Origin of the sequence: Bacillus sp. NMCC46 (genome assembly GCF_002998465.1) — a bacterium.
Classification (GTDB): Bacteria; Bacillota; Bacilli; order Bacillales; family Bacillaceae; genus Bacillus.
The window spans coordinates 170,437-184,143 of record NZ_PVQZ01000005.1; the positions used below are offsets into that span (position 1 = coordinate 170,437).

Consider the following 13,707-nt stretch of genomic DNA (forward strand, 5'->3'; position numbering starts at 1 on the left):
CTTTTCGTAAGACGAATGTTAGTATATGCGTAATTGACAATTTAGTCAATTGGTTGAAAAACGCTTTAAATCACTAAAGTGTTAAACATCACAATCGAATTTGTGCATAAAAAGAGACATCCGCTGGCAGGTGGAAAGCGGATGTGGTGACGGGGGATCTATGTCTGTTCAGCAAATATTTTTTCATTGAACAGCACACTTGGATGAGTGGGATAATGGGCAGAGGAGGCAAGGTGATGTGTCTTGGCTTTTTCCAAATCGCCGAGCTGATAATAACAATAGCAAAGCTGGAGATGTGGATACCACGTTTTATACTGTGTGAGTGTGAAGGCTGTTTCGTTTTCAGGAGCCTTCAGCGCCTGCTCATACCAAAAGATCGCTGCCTGATGTTTATTTTGTATTTTTAGATGATCCCCGATCCGGCAGCAAAATTCTGGACGGGGCTGATCGTATAAGAAAGAGCGTAATAATGAGGATAAAGCCGCTTCCTCGAAGCCTACCGCATAATAGCAGTCGGCTAAATATTGGCATGTGCGAATTTCATCCTCAATCCAGCACTGTTTTGTCGCTAAAAATTCATGATAAAAACGAATCGCCCTGACATGCTGCCTGTTATCTTTTAATTCATTGGCAAAGTAAAAGAGATCACGTGGCGTCATGTCCTCTCCTTTTGCGAGCATGTTTTCATAAATTCGAAGATTGCGCCCGGGCTCACCAGTGGTTGTTTTCTTGCGCTTTTGATGTGTGACGGCTATATCGGCTGGAAAGATGTTGCCATACACTTGAAGAAACTCATGTACGGCCCCGTACCACTGAAAGTTCAAGACACGCTTCACAAGGCGATTTCTTCTATATTTAAAATTCACCCGACCGTCTTGATCAAATCCCACATGATAAAACATTGAGACGGCATCCACCGAAGGATCAAGCGTCTCTTTGAGCTGAAGAAATTTTTGACGGTCTTCTTCTAGTAGAACATCGTCTGCATCAAGCCATAAAATATACTCTTTCGTTGCATGTGAGAAAGCGAAATTGCGGGCTTTTGCAAAGTGCTGAACCCATTCGAAATCAAGTACCTGTGCTGAAAAGGAGTGAGCAATCTCCTTCGTACGATCTGTTGACCCTGTATCAACAATGATCATCTCATCTACAATGTCTTGGACAGAGGAAAGGCAGTCCGCTAACACCTCCTCTTCATTTTTCACAATCATACATAAGCTAATGGTTACCATCTTTAGATCACCTCTTCATAGTGTATCGAGCAGCAAAAGGAAACATTCTTTTCAGCAGCGGGTTTTTTTAAAACTAGTTTTCTGCTACCGGCTGATTTAAAATAAAGGGAGAATCTATGTAAGGGCTGATAAAAATGAGTTTATTGAATGTTGAAGGATTATATAAAACATATGGCGAGAAAACGCTGTTTGATCATATTTCTTTTCATATAGAACCAAAGGAACGCATCGGATTGATTGGACCAAACGGAACAGGAAAGTCAACGCTCCTAAAGGTCATTGCGGGACTTGAATCGTTTGAGGAGGGTGACATCTCGAAAGCAGGGACACTTGATATCGAATTTCTCGAGCAAGACCCTGAAATGAGCGGGAATGAAACGATTCTTGATTACATTTTTTCTGGAACGGCACCCATGATTCAAACGATGAAGGCATATGAAAAGGCGCTAGCCGATTTAGAGCATGATCCGCAAAATGGAGCAAAACAAGAAGCGCTCATGCGCATGCAAAATCGAATGGATCAGGAAGACGCATGGGATGCGAACCTGTCAGCAAAAACGATTTTGACAAAGCTTGGCGTCAAAGATGTGAGCCGCTCTGTTCATGCCTTATCAGGCGGACAGAAAAAGCGTGTCGCGATTGCTAAAAATTTAATTCAGCCTGCGGGATTGCTGATTTTAGATGAGCCAACCAACCATCTCGATAATGCAACGATTGAATGGCTCGAAGGATATTTGAGTCAATACAGCGGTGCTGTCATTCTGGTGACGCATGATCGTTATTTCCTAAACCGTGTGGCCAACCGAATTTATGAATTGAATCAAGGGCAGCTCTATACGTATAAAGGAAATTATGAAGTCTTTTTAGAAAAAAGAGCCGAACGAGAAGCAGAAGCTCAGGTGAAAGAAACGAAGCGTCAAAACTTACTCAGACGAGAGCTTGCATGGCTGAGAAGAGGAGCAAAAGCAAGATCGACGAAGCAAAAAGCACGCATCGGCAGAGCCGAAGAGCTGATGGATCAAAAAGGGCCTGATGCGAAAGGAGAGCTTGATTTCGCTATCGGCTCGCACCGCCTAGGAAAACAAGTCATAGAGGCAGAAGACTTATCAATTTCATTTGCTGGCCAGACCCTTGTGGAGCGGTTTACAGATTTAGTCGTGCCGGGCGACCGGATTGGATTTATCGGACCGAATGGAGTCGGCAAAACGACTCTTCTTAACTGTCTAGCGGGTAAAATAGAACCGACTACAGGACAATTGACCATTGGACAAACCGTTCGCATTGGCTATTACACGCAGGATCACAAGGAAATGGATGAAGAACTGACCATCATTGAGTACATCAAGGAAACAGCTGAGATCGTCAAGACATCTGATGGCGCCATCGTGACAGCAGAGCAAATGCTAGAACGGTTCCTATTCCCAAGATCCATGCAGCGGACGTTTATTCGCAAGCTGTCAGGGGGAGAACGCCGCAGATTGTATTTATTGAAAGTCTTAATGGAAGAACCAAATGTTCTCTTTTTAGATGAGCCGACGAACGATCTTGATACGGAGACCCTCAGCATTTTAGAGGATTATTTAGAACAGTTTCCTGGCGTTGTCATGACCGTATCGCATGATCGTTATTTCTTAGACCGAGTGGTTCATCGTCTGCTTGTCTTTGAAGGAAATGGCCGCATTTCACACTACCAAGGCACTTACAGCGATTACATGGAGCAAGAAAAAGAGGCGAAGCGGACAGAGACAAAGCCTGCTGAGAAACAAGTAGAAGCGGCACCTAAAAAGAGAAAAAAACTTTCTTATAAAGACCAGCTTGAATGGGACGGAATTGAAGACCGGATACAGGCTTTAGAGGAAAAACACCAGCAGCTTGAATCCAGCATTGCGGAGGCAGGCAGTGATTTTGGAAAAATTCAAGAGCTGATGGACGAACAAAAAGCCGTTGCTGAAGAACTAGAACAAGCAATGGACCGCTGGACAGAACTATCGCTGATGATTGAGGAATTAGAGAGTCATGACTAAGAAATAAGAAACCTGTAGAGTTGATCTACAGGTTTTTTTGATAAGAGCATTTCGCATAGGCATCATGCTGATGAATGGATTCCTCATTACGACACTCGACTTGAAAGCCCCTGACCCATGGCTGCTCATATAATTCGATGGCCATTAACCTTGTGAGATCTTCTACAAAGCGTGGATTTTCATAAGCCTCTTCTGTCACTTTCTTTTCATCAGGTCTTTTAAGCACAGGATAGAGCGGTGCACTCGCATTGGACTCAATGATATGTAAAAGAGCTGCTTTCATGTCTTCAGGAAATGATGTTTGTTCAAACAACTCTACCTGAATGGAAACAGAGCCACGCTGATTATGTGCACCGTATTCACTAATTTCTTTAGAACAAGGACATAATGTGGTGACTTGTGCATCGCAGCCAATATGACAGGTCCATCCATCCTTTTCATGAAAATGAATGTCATATGTGATTGTCGCATGCATCAAACCCGATTTCCCGGTGACTGGGCTTTGCTTTTCCATGTACCAAGGGAAGGAAACTTGAACCGAGGCAGATGACTGATTCATCTGACGGGTAAACGCTGCTGTCAATGCTTTTAAGCTATTCACATCAAGCGGCTTGCCGCTTTCGTAAAACGAGTGCAGCTGTTCAGTGAGACGGCTCATATGAATGCCTTTTTCGTGAGCTCTCAGGGAGGTACTCAGTGCAAAGTCAGCAGAAGTTATTTGGTCCTGCGGTGCCGTTTTAGACAAAATTCGTACAGGATAAGACACGCGGCAGATGCCGACTTGTTCAAGATGAAAATAAAAGTCCTGCTCCGTCTTTTGGATGTCAGTCATGTTCTCTTTTTGAGGGGGCTTCGTTCCAAGGCTTGGCGGTACAGATCCGAATTGTTGGTGTCGTTCTTTTTTGGGTGGAAAAGAAAACATGAGATCCCTCCTTTAAATCGTAATTATTACTATTTATTTTGCATCAAAACACGAGAAAAATCAAGAGTGCAAACATTTACGTTTACGTTAAGGTTATAAAGGTGTATAATAAATCATGAATTGATGAGCAGGAGGCACTGGCAATGGAATGGATGAAAATTGATCAAGTGGCGAAAAGAAGCGGACTGACCAAACGGACGATACGTTTCTATGAAGAGATTGGTTTATTATCAGCACCAAAGCGGACAGAGGGCGGTGTCAGACTTTACTCAGAGGACGACATGGAAGAACTAGAGAAAGTGATGCAGGCAAAAGAGGTACTTGGGTTTTCTTTACAAGAGCTTCAATCGTTTATGGAAATAGGAAAGCAGCTTGAGCTGAATAAAGAGGGTTACTTGCTGTCGCTTGATCCGAAGGAACGATTAGAGAAGCTGTTAGATATTGAGGCGCAGCTGTCTGTACAGCATCAATTGATTACAAAAAAGCTTGAAACGATTCAATCTTTTAAAAAGGATCTTGAAACGATGAAAGAAAGAGCGGCTCATGCAATTGAGCAATTACAAAAATAAACACCTCTGCGTGTTTATTTTATTTTGTCAACATTTGAAGGAAAGGTTCTGATGGAATGAAGGAAGAAGAAGTGTTGAAACAGCGTACAAGTCTGCTTAGGCAGCCGAAAGCCGTCTGGGCTGTTGCCTTTGCGTGTGTGATTTCATTTATGGGGATAGGACTTGTGGACCCGATCTTGCCAGCCATTGCATCACAATTAGATGCATCTCCAAGTCAGGTCTCCCTTTTATTTACGAGCTACTTACTTGTGACCGGCTTTGTCATGTTTTTTACCGGCTTTATCTCTAGTCGGATTGGTGCGAAATGGACGTTATTAGTAGGACTCATTTTTATTATTGTCTTTTCTGCTTTAGGCGGTACCTCTTCAACGATTAATGAATTAATCGGCTTTAGAGGCGGATGGGGCATTGGGAATGCCTTATTTATTTCAACTGCCCTCTCTGTCATTGTCGGTGTGTCTGTTGGAGGAAGTGCGAAGGCCATTATTTTATACGAGGCTGCACTAGGTCTTGGGATTTCGGTTGGACCGCTGCTTGGCGGAGAGCTTGGGACGATCTCTTGGCGCGGGCCATTCTTTGGCGTTGCGGTGTTAATGCTTGTTGCTCTTTTAGCCATTACGTTTATGCTCCCGCCGATGCAAAAACCTCAAAAAAAGGTGAAATTATTCGAGGCTGTGGGGGCGTTAAAATATAAAGGGCTATTAACGATGGCATCTGCGGCTTTCTTATACAATTTTGGTTTCTTTGTGCTTTTAGCCTATTCGCCATTTGTGCTTCATCTGGATGAGCATGGTCTTGGTTATGTCTTCTTTGGATGGGGACTATTTTTGGCCGTGACATCCGTCTTCTCAGCGCCGGTCATTCATCGCAAGCTTGGGACATTGACTTCCCTTGTGGTTCTGTTTGCTTCATTTGCTGTGATTTTATTCGGCATTGGGGTATGGACTTCACATGTTGTAGTCGTCATCTGCGGAATTGTTATTGCTGGGGGCATCCTTGGCATGATCAATACAGTGCTCACGACCGCTGTGATGGGATCGGCGCCGATTGAACGTTCGATTGCTTCATCCTCTTACAGTGCTGTGCGGTTTATTGGGGGCGCGATTGCTCCTTGGATTGCCGGCGTACTTGCTGAATCTTACACAGCAAGCACCCCTTACTATGTAGGGGCGGCTGTCGTTCTGTTAGGCATGATCATCCTGCTTCTTGGTCGGAAGCATTTGGTCAATATTCAAGCAGGTCATTAAATAGAAAAAAGCCTTATATCTTCTGAACAGATATAAGGCTTTTTTGTCGTTATAATACTTTTGTCGTCCAAGATTCGCAATTCCAAGTTTCAGTGGCTACATCTTGATAAAATTCAGGTTCGTGAGAGATCAATAAGACGCTCCCTTTGTATTCTTTTAATGCACGTTTTAGTTCTTCTTTTGCATCGACATCCAAGTGATTGGTCGGCTCATCGAGAACAAGTAAGTTGGTTTCTTCGTTGATCAGCTTACAAAGACGGACCTTTGCTTTTTCTCCACCGCTTAAAACAGACACGCGGCTTTCAATATGCTTTGTCGTTAATCCGCATTTTGCAAGAGCGGCTCTGACTTCATATTGCGTGTAAGAAGGGAAGGTACTCCACACCTCTTCAATACAAGTGTTGCTGTTTTGCTCTTTTACTTCTTGCTCAAAGTAGCCAATATGCAGGAATTCTCCGCGTTCCACCTCACCAGAAATTGGCGTGATTTCTCCAAGAAGACTTCGCAGCAATGTCGTTTTTCCGATACCGTTAGCGCCGTATAACGCAATTTTTTGCCCGCGTTCCATTTTCAGATTCAATGGACGAGAGAGCGGTTCATCATAACCAATGACCAAATCTTTTGTTTCAAAAATCAATTTCCCGGAAGTTCGTGCCAGCTTAAAGTGGAATTCAGGCTTTGGCTTTTCTGCTGCCAATTCAATCATATCCATCTTATCCAGTTTCTTTTGACGGGACATGGCCATATTTCTTGTGCTGACACGCGCTTTGTTTCTTGCAACAAAATCCTTTAATTCAGCGACTTCCTGCTGCTGCCTTTTATAAGCTGCTTCAAGCTGCTGCTTTTTGACTTCGTACACTTGTTTAAATTGATCATAATCACCAACATAGCGAGTGAGCTCTTGATTTTCAACATGATAAATCAAGTTAATGACGCTGTTTAAAAATGGAATATCATGTGAAATGAGGATAAACGCATTTTCATATTCCTGTAAATAGCGCTTCAGCCACTCAATATGCTGCTCATCTAAATAGTTGGTTGGCTCATCGAGAAGGAGAATTTCTGGCTTCTCCAACAGCAATTTCGCAAGCAATACTTTTGTACGCTGTCCGCCGCTCAGCTCCGTCACATCACGGTCCAGCCCAAGATCCGTTAACCCAAGACCTCTCGCTATTTCTTCGACCTTGGAATCAATGATATAGAAATCATTGTTTGTGAGCGCATCTTGAATGACGCCAACTTCCTCTAACAGCTTTTCCAGCTCATCAGGATCGGCTTCACCCATTTTGCCGTAAATGTCATTCATCGCAGCTTCCATGGAAAATAAATAGTGGAATGCATCTTGAAGCACTTCGCGGATCGTTCTTCCCTTTTCTAGCACAGTATGCTGATCAAGGTAGCCGACACGGACATTTTTTGCCCATTCGACTTTTCCTGCATCTGGCTCCAGCTTGCCAGTAATAATATTCATAAACGTTGACTTTCCTTCACCGTTGGCGCCAATTAAGCCGACATGCTCGCCTTTTAATAAACGGAAGGAGACTTCGTGAAAAATGGCTCTGTCGCCAAAGCCATGGCTTAAATCTTTAACAGATAATATCATTTTTTACACCTCAAATAGATTCAAAACGGCTAGTGCCTCTCATGATTATATCGAACTGTCCGGCTCGATAAAAGCATCAAAAGAAAAATTGCGTTTCAAAGCTGATTTTGAGATACTAAAGGATAGATTGAATGAGGATAAAGGAGATCGACATGATAGAAAATTGGGCATTTTTGAAAGAAGCAAAGCCATTTATTCAGGAAAACTTTCAAGCGGCTGGCTTCGAAAAACCAACAGCTATACAAGAAAAAACAGCAGAGTGGATTACGGAGAAGCGTGATGTGATCGCGGAATCGCCTACGGGAACGGGGAAGACACTGGCGTATGTGTTGCCGCTTTTAAATAAAATCGATGTGAATATCAAACACCCGCAAGTCTTAATCTTGGCACCTTCAAGAGAGCTTGTGATGCAAATTTTTGATGTCGTGCAAGAGTTCAAACAAGGATCAGACATCAAAGCGGTCTCCTTGATTGGTGGAGCGAACATCAAAAAGCAGCAGGAAAAACTAAAGAAACACCCGAACATCGTTGTCGCAACACCTGGCCGTGTACAGGAATTAATCAAAATCAAAAAACTGAAAATGCATGAAGTGAAAACGGTCGTGCTAGATGAAGCAGATCAGCTTCTTGTGCCAGAGCATATGAAAACGATCCAAGCGATCATTAAATCCACATTAAAAGAAAGACAAATCCTCTGTTTTTCTGCGACGCTGAAAGAGGAAACGGTTCAACTGATTAAACAAATGACGTCTGAACCAGAAGTATTGAAAATTGCCAGAAGTGAGGAAGAAGCGCAGAAAGTAGGACACTATTATCTGTTATGTGATCAGCGTGATAAAGTGAAATTATTGCAAAAGCTATCACGCCTTGAGGACATGCAGGCGCTCGTCTTTGTGCGTGATATTACGAATTTAAGCATTTATGCAGAGAAATTAGCGTATCACCATGTCGACCTTGGTGTGCTTCATAGTGAAGCGAAAAAAGCAGAGCGTGCTATCATCTTAAAGGAATTTGAACAGCGTGAATTTCCGCTTCTCCTTGCAACAGATATCGCAGCAAGAGGCATCGATATTGACGATCTGCCGTACGTAATCCATGCCGACCTGCCAAACGAAGAAGGCTATATCCACCGTTCAGGCAGAACCGGGCGCGCAGGAAAGGAAGGGGCTGTCATCAGCCTAGTCACACCTCAAGAGCATGCAACGCTCAAAAAAATGGCGAAAAAGCTGAATCTTTCGCTTCAGGAAATTGTTTATAAGCAAGGCCAGCTGCATCTTGCCCCCAAGCAGGCATAAAAAAGGACCCTTCCACATGGAGGGGCCTTTTTTATTATGAAATTTTGACAAGCTGTTTTCCGACATTTTCACCTTTGAATAGTCCAAGGAATGCATCAGGAATGTTGTCAAAGCCTTCAATGATTGTTTCTTTATAAGTCAGTTTGTCTTCTTTTACCCATTGTGCGAGATATCTTGCAGCCTCTTCAAAACGATCTGAATAGTTGGCAACAATGAAGCCTTGCATCAATGCGCTTGTTTTAATGAGTTTTGTTTGCACACGCGGTCCGATGTCCTCGCTTGCGCTAATGTTATAAGACGAAATCGCGCCGCACACTGGAATACGTGCAAAGCGGTTCAAATGATTCATCACGGCATCAGAAATTTCGCCGCCAACATTGTCAAAATACACATCGACGCCGTTAGGGCACGCCTTTGCTATGGCATCATCTAAATCATTTGTTGTTTTATAATTAATCGTTTCATCAAAGCCCAGCTCTTTTAAGTAAGCCAGCTTGTCATCAGATCCGGCAATCCCAACGACGTGTGCGCCTTTGATCTTAGCAATTTGTCCCACAACGGAACCAACAGCACCTGCGGCTCCAGAAATGACAACGGTCTCGCCTTCTTTTGGCTGGCCAATCGCAAGAAGTCCGAAATAAGCGGTTTGCCCTGGCATGCCCAAAATTCCTAAATAATAGGACAATGGCGCAATGGATGGATCAATTTTAGTCAGAGATTCAGCTTTGGCTGTGGAATATTCTTGCCAGCCAAGGAATCCAAGAACAAAATCCCCTTTTTCAAATTGAGGCGAATTGGATTCAACGACTTCTCCGACAACACCGCCCTGAATCACTTCATTTAGCTTGAATGGAGGTGTATAGGATTTTGTATCCTGCATTCGTCCTCTCATATAAGGATCTACAGAAACATATTTCGTTTGAATCAAGACTTCGCCATCTTGCGGCACAGGTATATCGACTGTTTCAAAATGAAAAACATCTTTTGTAGGTAATCCTTTTGGACGTTTGGCTAATTGAATTTGCTTTTGTTGACTCATGTCAAATCCTCCCTTTCACTTGCAGCCTAGATTTACATTAACATGATGCTTCTTTTCATTCAAAACATACGGTCTTTTTCAAACACATACAAAAAAGCAGCCGCCATCTCATAGATGAGGACTACTTTTTTGGAAGGCAACAGAGAGGAGCGGCGGTAGACAGCCAAACAGCTGATACACGTCCGCATCACGTTCTTTTAACAAATATTCGTTCGCATTTTGCATGGAGGCTTTCATCATATCGCGCGTCACAAAAGGAAAAAGGATATTCAAGTATGAGGACAACAGGTCTTGTGGATCTTGTTCAATCGACTCGATATCTCCAATGTTAATGATGATTGAAAAGAGATAATCAATGGAGATGCGAAAGTGCTGTTCAGCAAACAATGTAAGCGGCTTTGCTTTTGCTTCTTCAGGATTCCACTTCTGAAAAAGCTGTTTCACCAAATCACTGACAACCCAAGCATTAAACTGCTGCTCCGCTGAAAAGTAATACATCAGCTCTACCTCATTTCTAGCCTCCAGTATAAGAATTGTACAACAAAACAGCAGGGATGAATACAATATTTCAGAAAATTTAGTCATTTTTACAGGATTTTTGTCAAAAATAAGCCAATAGGCACGGTTAGTACACAATGTAAAATGGATGTGCTCAAGGAAGGTTTAATGACAAAAGTGACGGGTAAAAGATTCGTAAGACGCTAAAGGAGGAATATAAAATGAAACCTGTTGTAAGAGAGTATTCAAATGATGAGACACTTCAAAGAGATGTAGAGCAATTAAAAGCACTCGGTGTAGCAAGAGAGGACATTTATGTTCTGTCCCATGACGATGATCGTACAGAGCGTATTGCTGGAAATGCAGATGCTAATACGATAGGTCAAAGAGAAGTTGGACTTAAACATGCTGTTGGGAACATCTTTAGTAAAAAGGGCGATGAGCTCCGAAATAAAATCCATGAAATTGGTTTCTCTAAAGAAGAAGCTGAGAAATTTGAAGAACATTTAGACGAAGGAAAAGTCCTTCTCTTTGTGACAGACCATGAAAAAGTGAAAACTTGGGCATAAACGCCAACTGAAAAAAGCCTCTTACTTTCGTAAGGGGCTTTTTTTCATGCCGATATCTCTGAAGGAGAGAACATATCTTTTTTACTATAATAAGAAAAAACAGCAGATTGGAATAAACAGTAAATCATCTAATTGAAAATACAGATATACCAAAGAAAATGATCGGAAATGAGAAAAGAATAGTAAAAATTTCACAAAAATCCATTCGGGAAATAATCATTGTATCTTTCGATTTTGTTTCAAAATGTAATAAAAATCTTGTGTAATTTAGTAGATAAATTTCTTAGTTCTATTGGTTTATGTTGTATTTTTGTGTAGAAATAAGTGTTTTGAGGTCAAAAAACCACGAAAAATACCTGTATTTTCAATTAGAAAATTCATTTTAATGTTTAGGAAATAATTTGTTGACAAAATAATCTAAAAACAATATATTTGGCTTATTCCAGTCATTGTGGAAGTAGTTGTTAAATATCTGATGAGTTTATTCAAGGCACATTCTAGTGAGAGGTGGTGTCATAAAACCAAGGTACAAGCGCTTTTAAGAGAAAAAGCTTGCTTGGAATATTTCTACTAAAACATAAGAAAACGGTCTTTTACAATGGTAGCCGATCTAAACAGTAGATTGACCTTTCTACTATGATCCCTTTGCAAGAGATATTCAAAAGACGTTATGTTCTTGTCTAAGAGAGAAAGCGGTTTCAATAAAGGCTGTGAGTTGATCGAACGGTGAAGGAGGTGAACTCATATGAAAAAAAGAGACAATAAGCTGAGGCGCTGCAGCTCTCAAATGGCTGCATATGAGGATGCATGCTGAAAAAGAAGAGTGAACATGTGGGATGCTACTCTCCTTTTTCAGAAAACAGATTTTCCTAAAAAATCCATCTTTCATTTTAACATAAGGTTTTTGGCTTGAAAATGACCTTTGCCCGAAAAGTCGATTTTGAATAGAAGGAGGTCCTGTGATGAAAAAAGCTTTATACCATGAAGACAGTGGGTTGTATCTAGAAAAAATGCGTATGGCATTTCAAGAACATTATGAGAAAAGAACAGATATGTGGTCTACTGATCCATCCTTAACAGATGCAGCCGTGATGTCATTAAAGGCATGGCATTCACGGGAAAAGAATGCACTTGCTTCTGTGCTCGATATCGGGTGCGGGAACGGCCGGGCACTTGAACATTTAAGGGGGCTTTCTGCATATGTCGGTATCGACCTGTATGAGCATGAGGAGTGGGAAGGATTACAGAAAAGAGAAACGGTTCCTGTCCATTTTGTTCATCAAGATTTTATGTCCTGGTCGATGGATCAGGGACGCGGGATGCAGTTTGATTTAATTTTAGATCATGGCTGCTTTCATCACCAGCATCCTGATGATCATGAGCGTTATTTAAAACAGGTCTCCTCTTTGCTTCATGAAGGCGGCGTCTTCTCACTTGTTGTATGGGGAGAAGAGTGGAGAACAGGGTTGATCGGAGAAGATGGCCGTTTCCACTTTTCATTTTCAGACTCTCAGCTTGGAGAAAGAATTTGTTCATCAGGTCTGGAGCTTGTATCGATTACACCATTAAAAGCAAAGGCCGGCATTAGCCAGCATCATGTCATTGCCGTCAAAATCTAGTACAAAGGTGATCACTCAAACCTAGCAGAGGTGTTCATTCTAATAAAGAGCATGCATCATGTAAGAATCGAAAGGCGTTAACATCGTATGAACCAAGATTTCTGCTCCTTTGTACTGGACAAGACCTAGATTGAAACATTGCTAGAAGAGGTGGAACGGAAACATTTTTGCGAAAATCAAGGTCTGAACGATGAGAGGCATCGCACATCTATATTCTTCTTTTTAGGCATGAGTGCCGCTTGAAATAGGAGCACACATGTTAAGTAAGGGAGTGCGGACACATATTCATCACTCCATCACTGCGCTATGAGAGTCGATTTGGGTGCAGCGATGAATAGGGGGGAGACAAATGAACAAGTTTGTAGATGAATTACAATCAATGATTCATCATTTTACCTTTCAAGAAAAAAACTATTTGCTCGTGGGGCCAGTGAACCTGCCGATCTCCATTCAACATGAAGAAGTGCCATTTAAATGGTATGCCTTCGCACCTGTTGAAGGGGAGACAAAACCAACGATCGAATCTATTGTCCAAATGAGTACCGCGCAGCAAACCTTTTCCTCTTGTCTCTTATTTGGCGACTTTGAAAATGAGGTGCCGCCGCTAGTGCGAATTCATAGTGTCTGCCAAACAGGGGATGTGTTTGGGTCACTGAAATGTGACTGCGGTCCACAGCTTGCGTTATCGCTGAAGAAAATCACCGATTACGGTAAAGGCATGCTCGTATATATGGCCAATCAAGAAGGGCGGTCAATTGGGCTGATGGCGAAAGCATTGACGTATAAATTACAGGAAATGAAGCTGGATACATTTGAAGCCAACCGCCTAATCGGGTGCGGAGATGATGACCGGCATTACGAGGAGGCAGCGGCTGTTCTGCACTATTTAAACAAAGGGAAACCAATGCACCTCCTAACGAACAATCCAGATAAAGTCGATTCCATTGCTGCCTACGGTCTTCCTGTTTTGCGGTTTGATCATACGGTCGAAGCCTCTCTCTATAATGAAGCCTATTTAAAGGCAAAAGCAGCCTCGGGGCATATGGTCGATGAGAAAAAATTAATTAATCAGTAGATGAGTTTACTTTAA

General features: G+C 42.2%; 12 protein-coding genes. 7 read left to right on the forward strand and 5 right to left on the reverse strand.

From position 1 onward, the window contains the following. Positions 1-158: 158 nt before the first annotated feature. Positions 159-1,232 carry a tetratricopeptide repeat-containing glycosyltransferase family 2 protein gene (locus C6Y01_RS14780; protein WP_106038414.1) on the reverse strand — a complete coding sequence of 358 codons (1,074 nt, stop codon included), beginning with the start codon at positions 1,230-1,232 and terminating at the stop codon, positions 159-161. A gap of 134 nt (positions 1,233-1,366) precedes the next feature. Between C6Y01_RS14780 and C6Y01_RS14785 the strand changes: the two genes are divergently transcribed. After that, positions 1,367-3,256, forward strand: coding sequence for an ABC-F family ATP-binding cassette domain-containing protein (locus C6Y01_RS14785; RefSeq protein WP_106038415.1), 1,890 nt, complete (start codon positions 1,367-1,369; stop codon positions 3,254-3,256). 25 nt (positions 3,257-3,281) lie between these two features. Here the strand turns inward: C6Y01_RS14785 and folE2 are convergent, their stop codons facing one another. Then, the gene (gene folE2, locus C6Y01_RS14790; protein ID WP_106038416.1) at positions 3,282-4,178 is read right to left on the reverse strand and encodes a GTP cyclohydrolase FolE2; all 897 of its coding nucleotides are present in this window, start codon (positions 4,176-4,178) and stop codon (positions 3,282-3,284) included. Between the two features lie 143 nt (positions 4,179-4,321). On the opposite strand from folE2, the gene C6Y01_RS14795 reads away from it, so the two are divergent. Together C6Y01_RS14795 and C6Y01_RS14800 are read left to right on the forward strand one after the other, a co-directional pair. After that, positions 4,322-4,747: a MerR family transcriptional regulator gene (locus C6Y01_RS14795; RefSeq protein ID WP_034664543.1), complete on the forward strand. Its 426-nt coding sequence runs from the start codon at positions 4,322-4,324 to the stop codon at positions 4,745-4,747. A gap of 56 nt (positions 4,748-4,803) precedes the next feature. Next, a complete protein-coding gene (locus tag C6Y01_RS14800; protein ID WP_095285989.1) occupies positions 4,804-5,994 on the forward strand; it encodes an MFS transporter in 1,191 nt (396 codons plus the stop codon). 49 nt (positions 5,995-6,043) lie between these two features. Here C6Y01_RS14800 and C6Y01_RS14805 read toward each other — a convergent pair whose 3' ends face one another. Next, the gene (locus tag C6Y01_RS14805) at positions 6,044-7,597 is read right to left on the reverse strand and encodes an ABC-F family ATP-binding cassette domain-containing protein (RefSeq protein WP_106038417.1); all 1,554 of its coding nucleotides are present in this window, start codon (positions 7,595-7,597) and stop codon (positions 6,044-6,046) included. Between the two features lie 152 nt (positions 7,598-7,749). On the opposite strand from C6Y01_RS14805, the gene C6Y01_RS14810 reads away from it, so the two are divergent. Further along, positions 7,750-8,892 (forward strand): DEAD/DEAH box helicase, encoded by a 1,143-nt coding sequence (locus C6Y01_RS14810; RefSeq protein WP_034664534.1) that lies wholly within the window; start codon positions 7,750-7,752, stop codon positions 8,890-8,892. Between the two features lie 34 nt (positions 8,893-8,926). Here C6Y01_RS14810 and C6Y01_RS14815 read toward each other — a convergent pair whose 3' ends face one another. After that, the gene (locus C6Y01_RS14815) at positions 8,927-9,931 is read right to left on the reverse strand and encodes an NADP-dependent oxidoreductase (protein ID WP_106038418.1); all 1,005 of its coding nucleotides are present in this window, start codon (positions 9,929-9,931) and stop codon (positions 8,927-8,929) included. Between the two features lie 108 nt (positions 9,932-10,039). Beyond that, positions 10,040-10,429, reverse strand: coding sequence for a YfmB family protein (locus C6Y01_RS14820; protein ID WP_034664527.1), 390 nt, complete (start codon positions 10,427-10,429; stop codon positions 10,040-10,042). Between the two features lie 221 nt (positions 10,430-10,650). On the opposite strand from C6Y01_RS14820, the gene C6Y01_RS14825 reads away from it, so the two are divergent. From C6Y01_RS14825 to C6Y01_RS14835, 3 genes are all read left to right on the forward strand, one after another. Next, on the forward strand, positions 10,651-10,998 hold the full coding sequence (locus C6Y01_RS14825; protein ID WP_060595744.1) for a YflT domain-containing protein: 348 nt from the start codon (positions 10,651-10,653) through the stop codon (positions 10,996-10,998). A 962-nt stretch (positions 10,999-11,960) separates the two neighbouring features. After that, the gene (locus tag C6Y01_RS14830; protein ID WP_034664521.1) at positions 11,961-12,617 is read left to right on the forward strand and encodes a class I SAM-dependent methyltransferase; all 657 of its coding nucleotides are present in this window, start codon (positions 11,961-11,963) and stop codon (positions 12,615-12,617) included. A gap of 349 nt (positions 12,618-12,966) precedes the next feature. Next, a complete protein-coding gene (locus tag C6Y01_RS14835; protein WP_034664517.1) occupies positions 12,967-13,692 on the forward strand; it encodes a GTP cyclohydrolase II in 726 nt (241 codons plus the stop codon). Positions 13,693-13,707 lie beyond the last annotated feature (15 nt).

Excerpts from the sequence above, each read along its gene's own strand:
- C6Y01_RS14785 (WP_106038415.1), top strand. The coding sequence starts at position 1,367 with ATGAGTTTATTGAATGTTGAAGGATTATATAAAACATATGGCGAGAAA.
- C6Y01_RS14820 (WP_034664527.1), bottom strand. The coding sequence starts at position 10,429 with ATGTATTACTTTTCAGCGGAGCAGCAGTTTAATGCTTGGGTTGTCAGT.
- folE2 (WP_106038416.1), bottom strand. The coding sequence starts at position 4,178 with ATGTTTTCTTTTCCACCCAAAAAAGAACGACACCAACAATTCGGATCT.
- C6Y01_RS14815 (WP_106038418.1), bottom strand. The coding sequence starts at position 9,931 with ATGAGTCAACAAAAGCAAATTCAATTAGCCAAACGTCCAAAAGGATTA.
- C6Y01_RS14825 (WP_060595744.1), top strand. The coding sequence starts at position 10,651 with ATGAAACCTGTTGTAAGAGAGTATTCAAATGATGAGACACTTCAAAGA.
- C6Y01_RS14805 (WP_106038417.1), bottom strand. The coding sequence starts at position 7,597 with ATGATATTATCTGTTAAAGATTTAAGCCATGGCTTTGGCGACAGAGCC.
- C6Y01_RS14795 (WP_034664543.1), top strand. The coding sequence starts at position 4,322 with ATGGAATGGATGAAAATTGATCAAGTGGCGAAAAGAAGCGGACTGACC.
- C6Y01_RS14835 (WP_034664517.1), top strand. The coding sequence starts at position 12,967 with ATGAACAAGTTTGTAGATGAATTACAATCAATGATTCATCATTTTACC.
- C6Y01_RS14780 (WP_106038414.1), bottom strand. The coding sequence starts at position 1,232 with ATGGTAACCATTAGCTTATGTATGATTGTGAAAAATGAAGAGGAGGTG.
- C6Y01_RS14810 (WP_034664534.1), top strand. The coding sequence starts at position 7,750 with ATGATAGAAAATTGGGCATTTTTGAAAGAAGCAAAGCCATTTATTCAG.
- C6Y01_RS14800 (WP_095285989.1), top strand. The coding sequence starts at position 4,804 with ATGAAGGAAGAAGAAGTGTTGAAACAGCGTACAAGTCTGCTTAGGCAG.
- C6Y01_RS14830 (WP_034664521.1), top strand. The coding sequence starts at position 11,961 with ATGAAAAAAGCTTTATACCATGAAGACAGTGGGTTGTATCTAGAAAAA.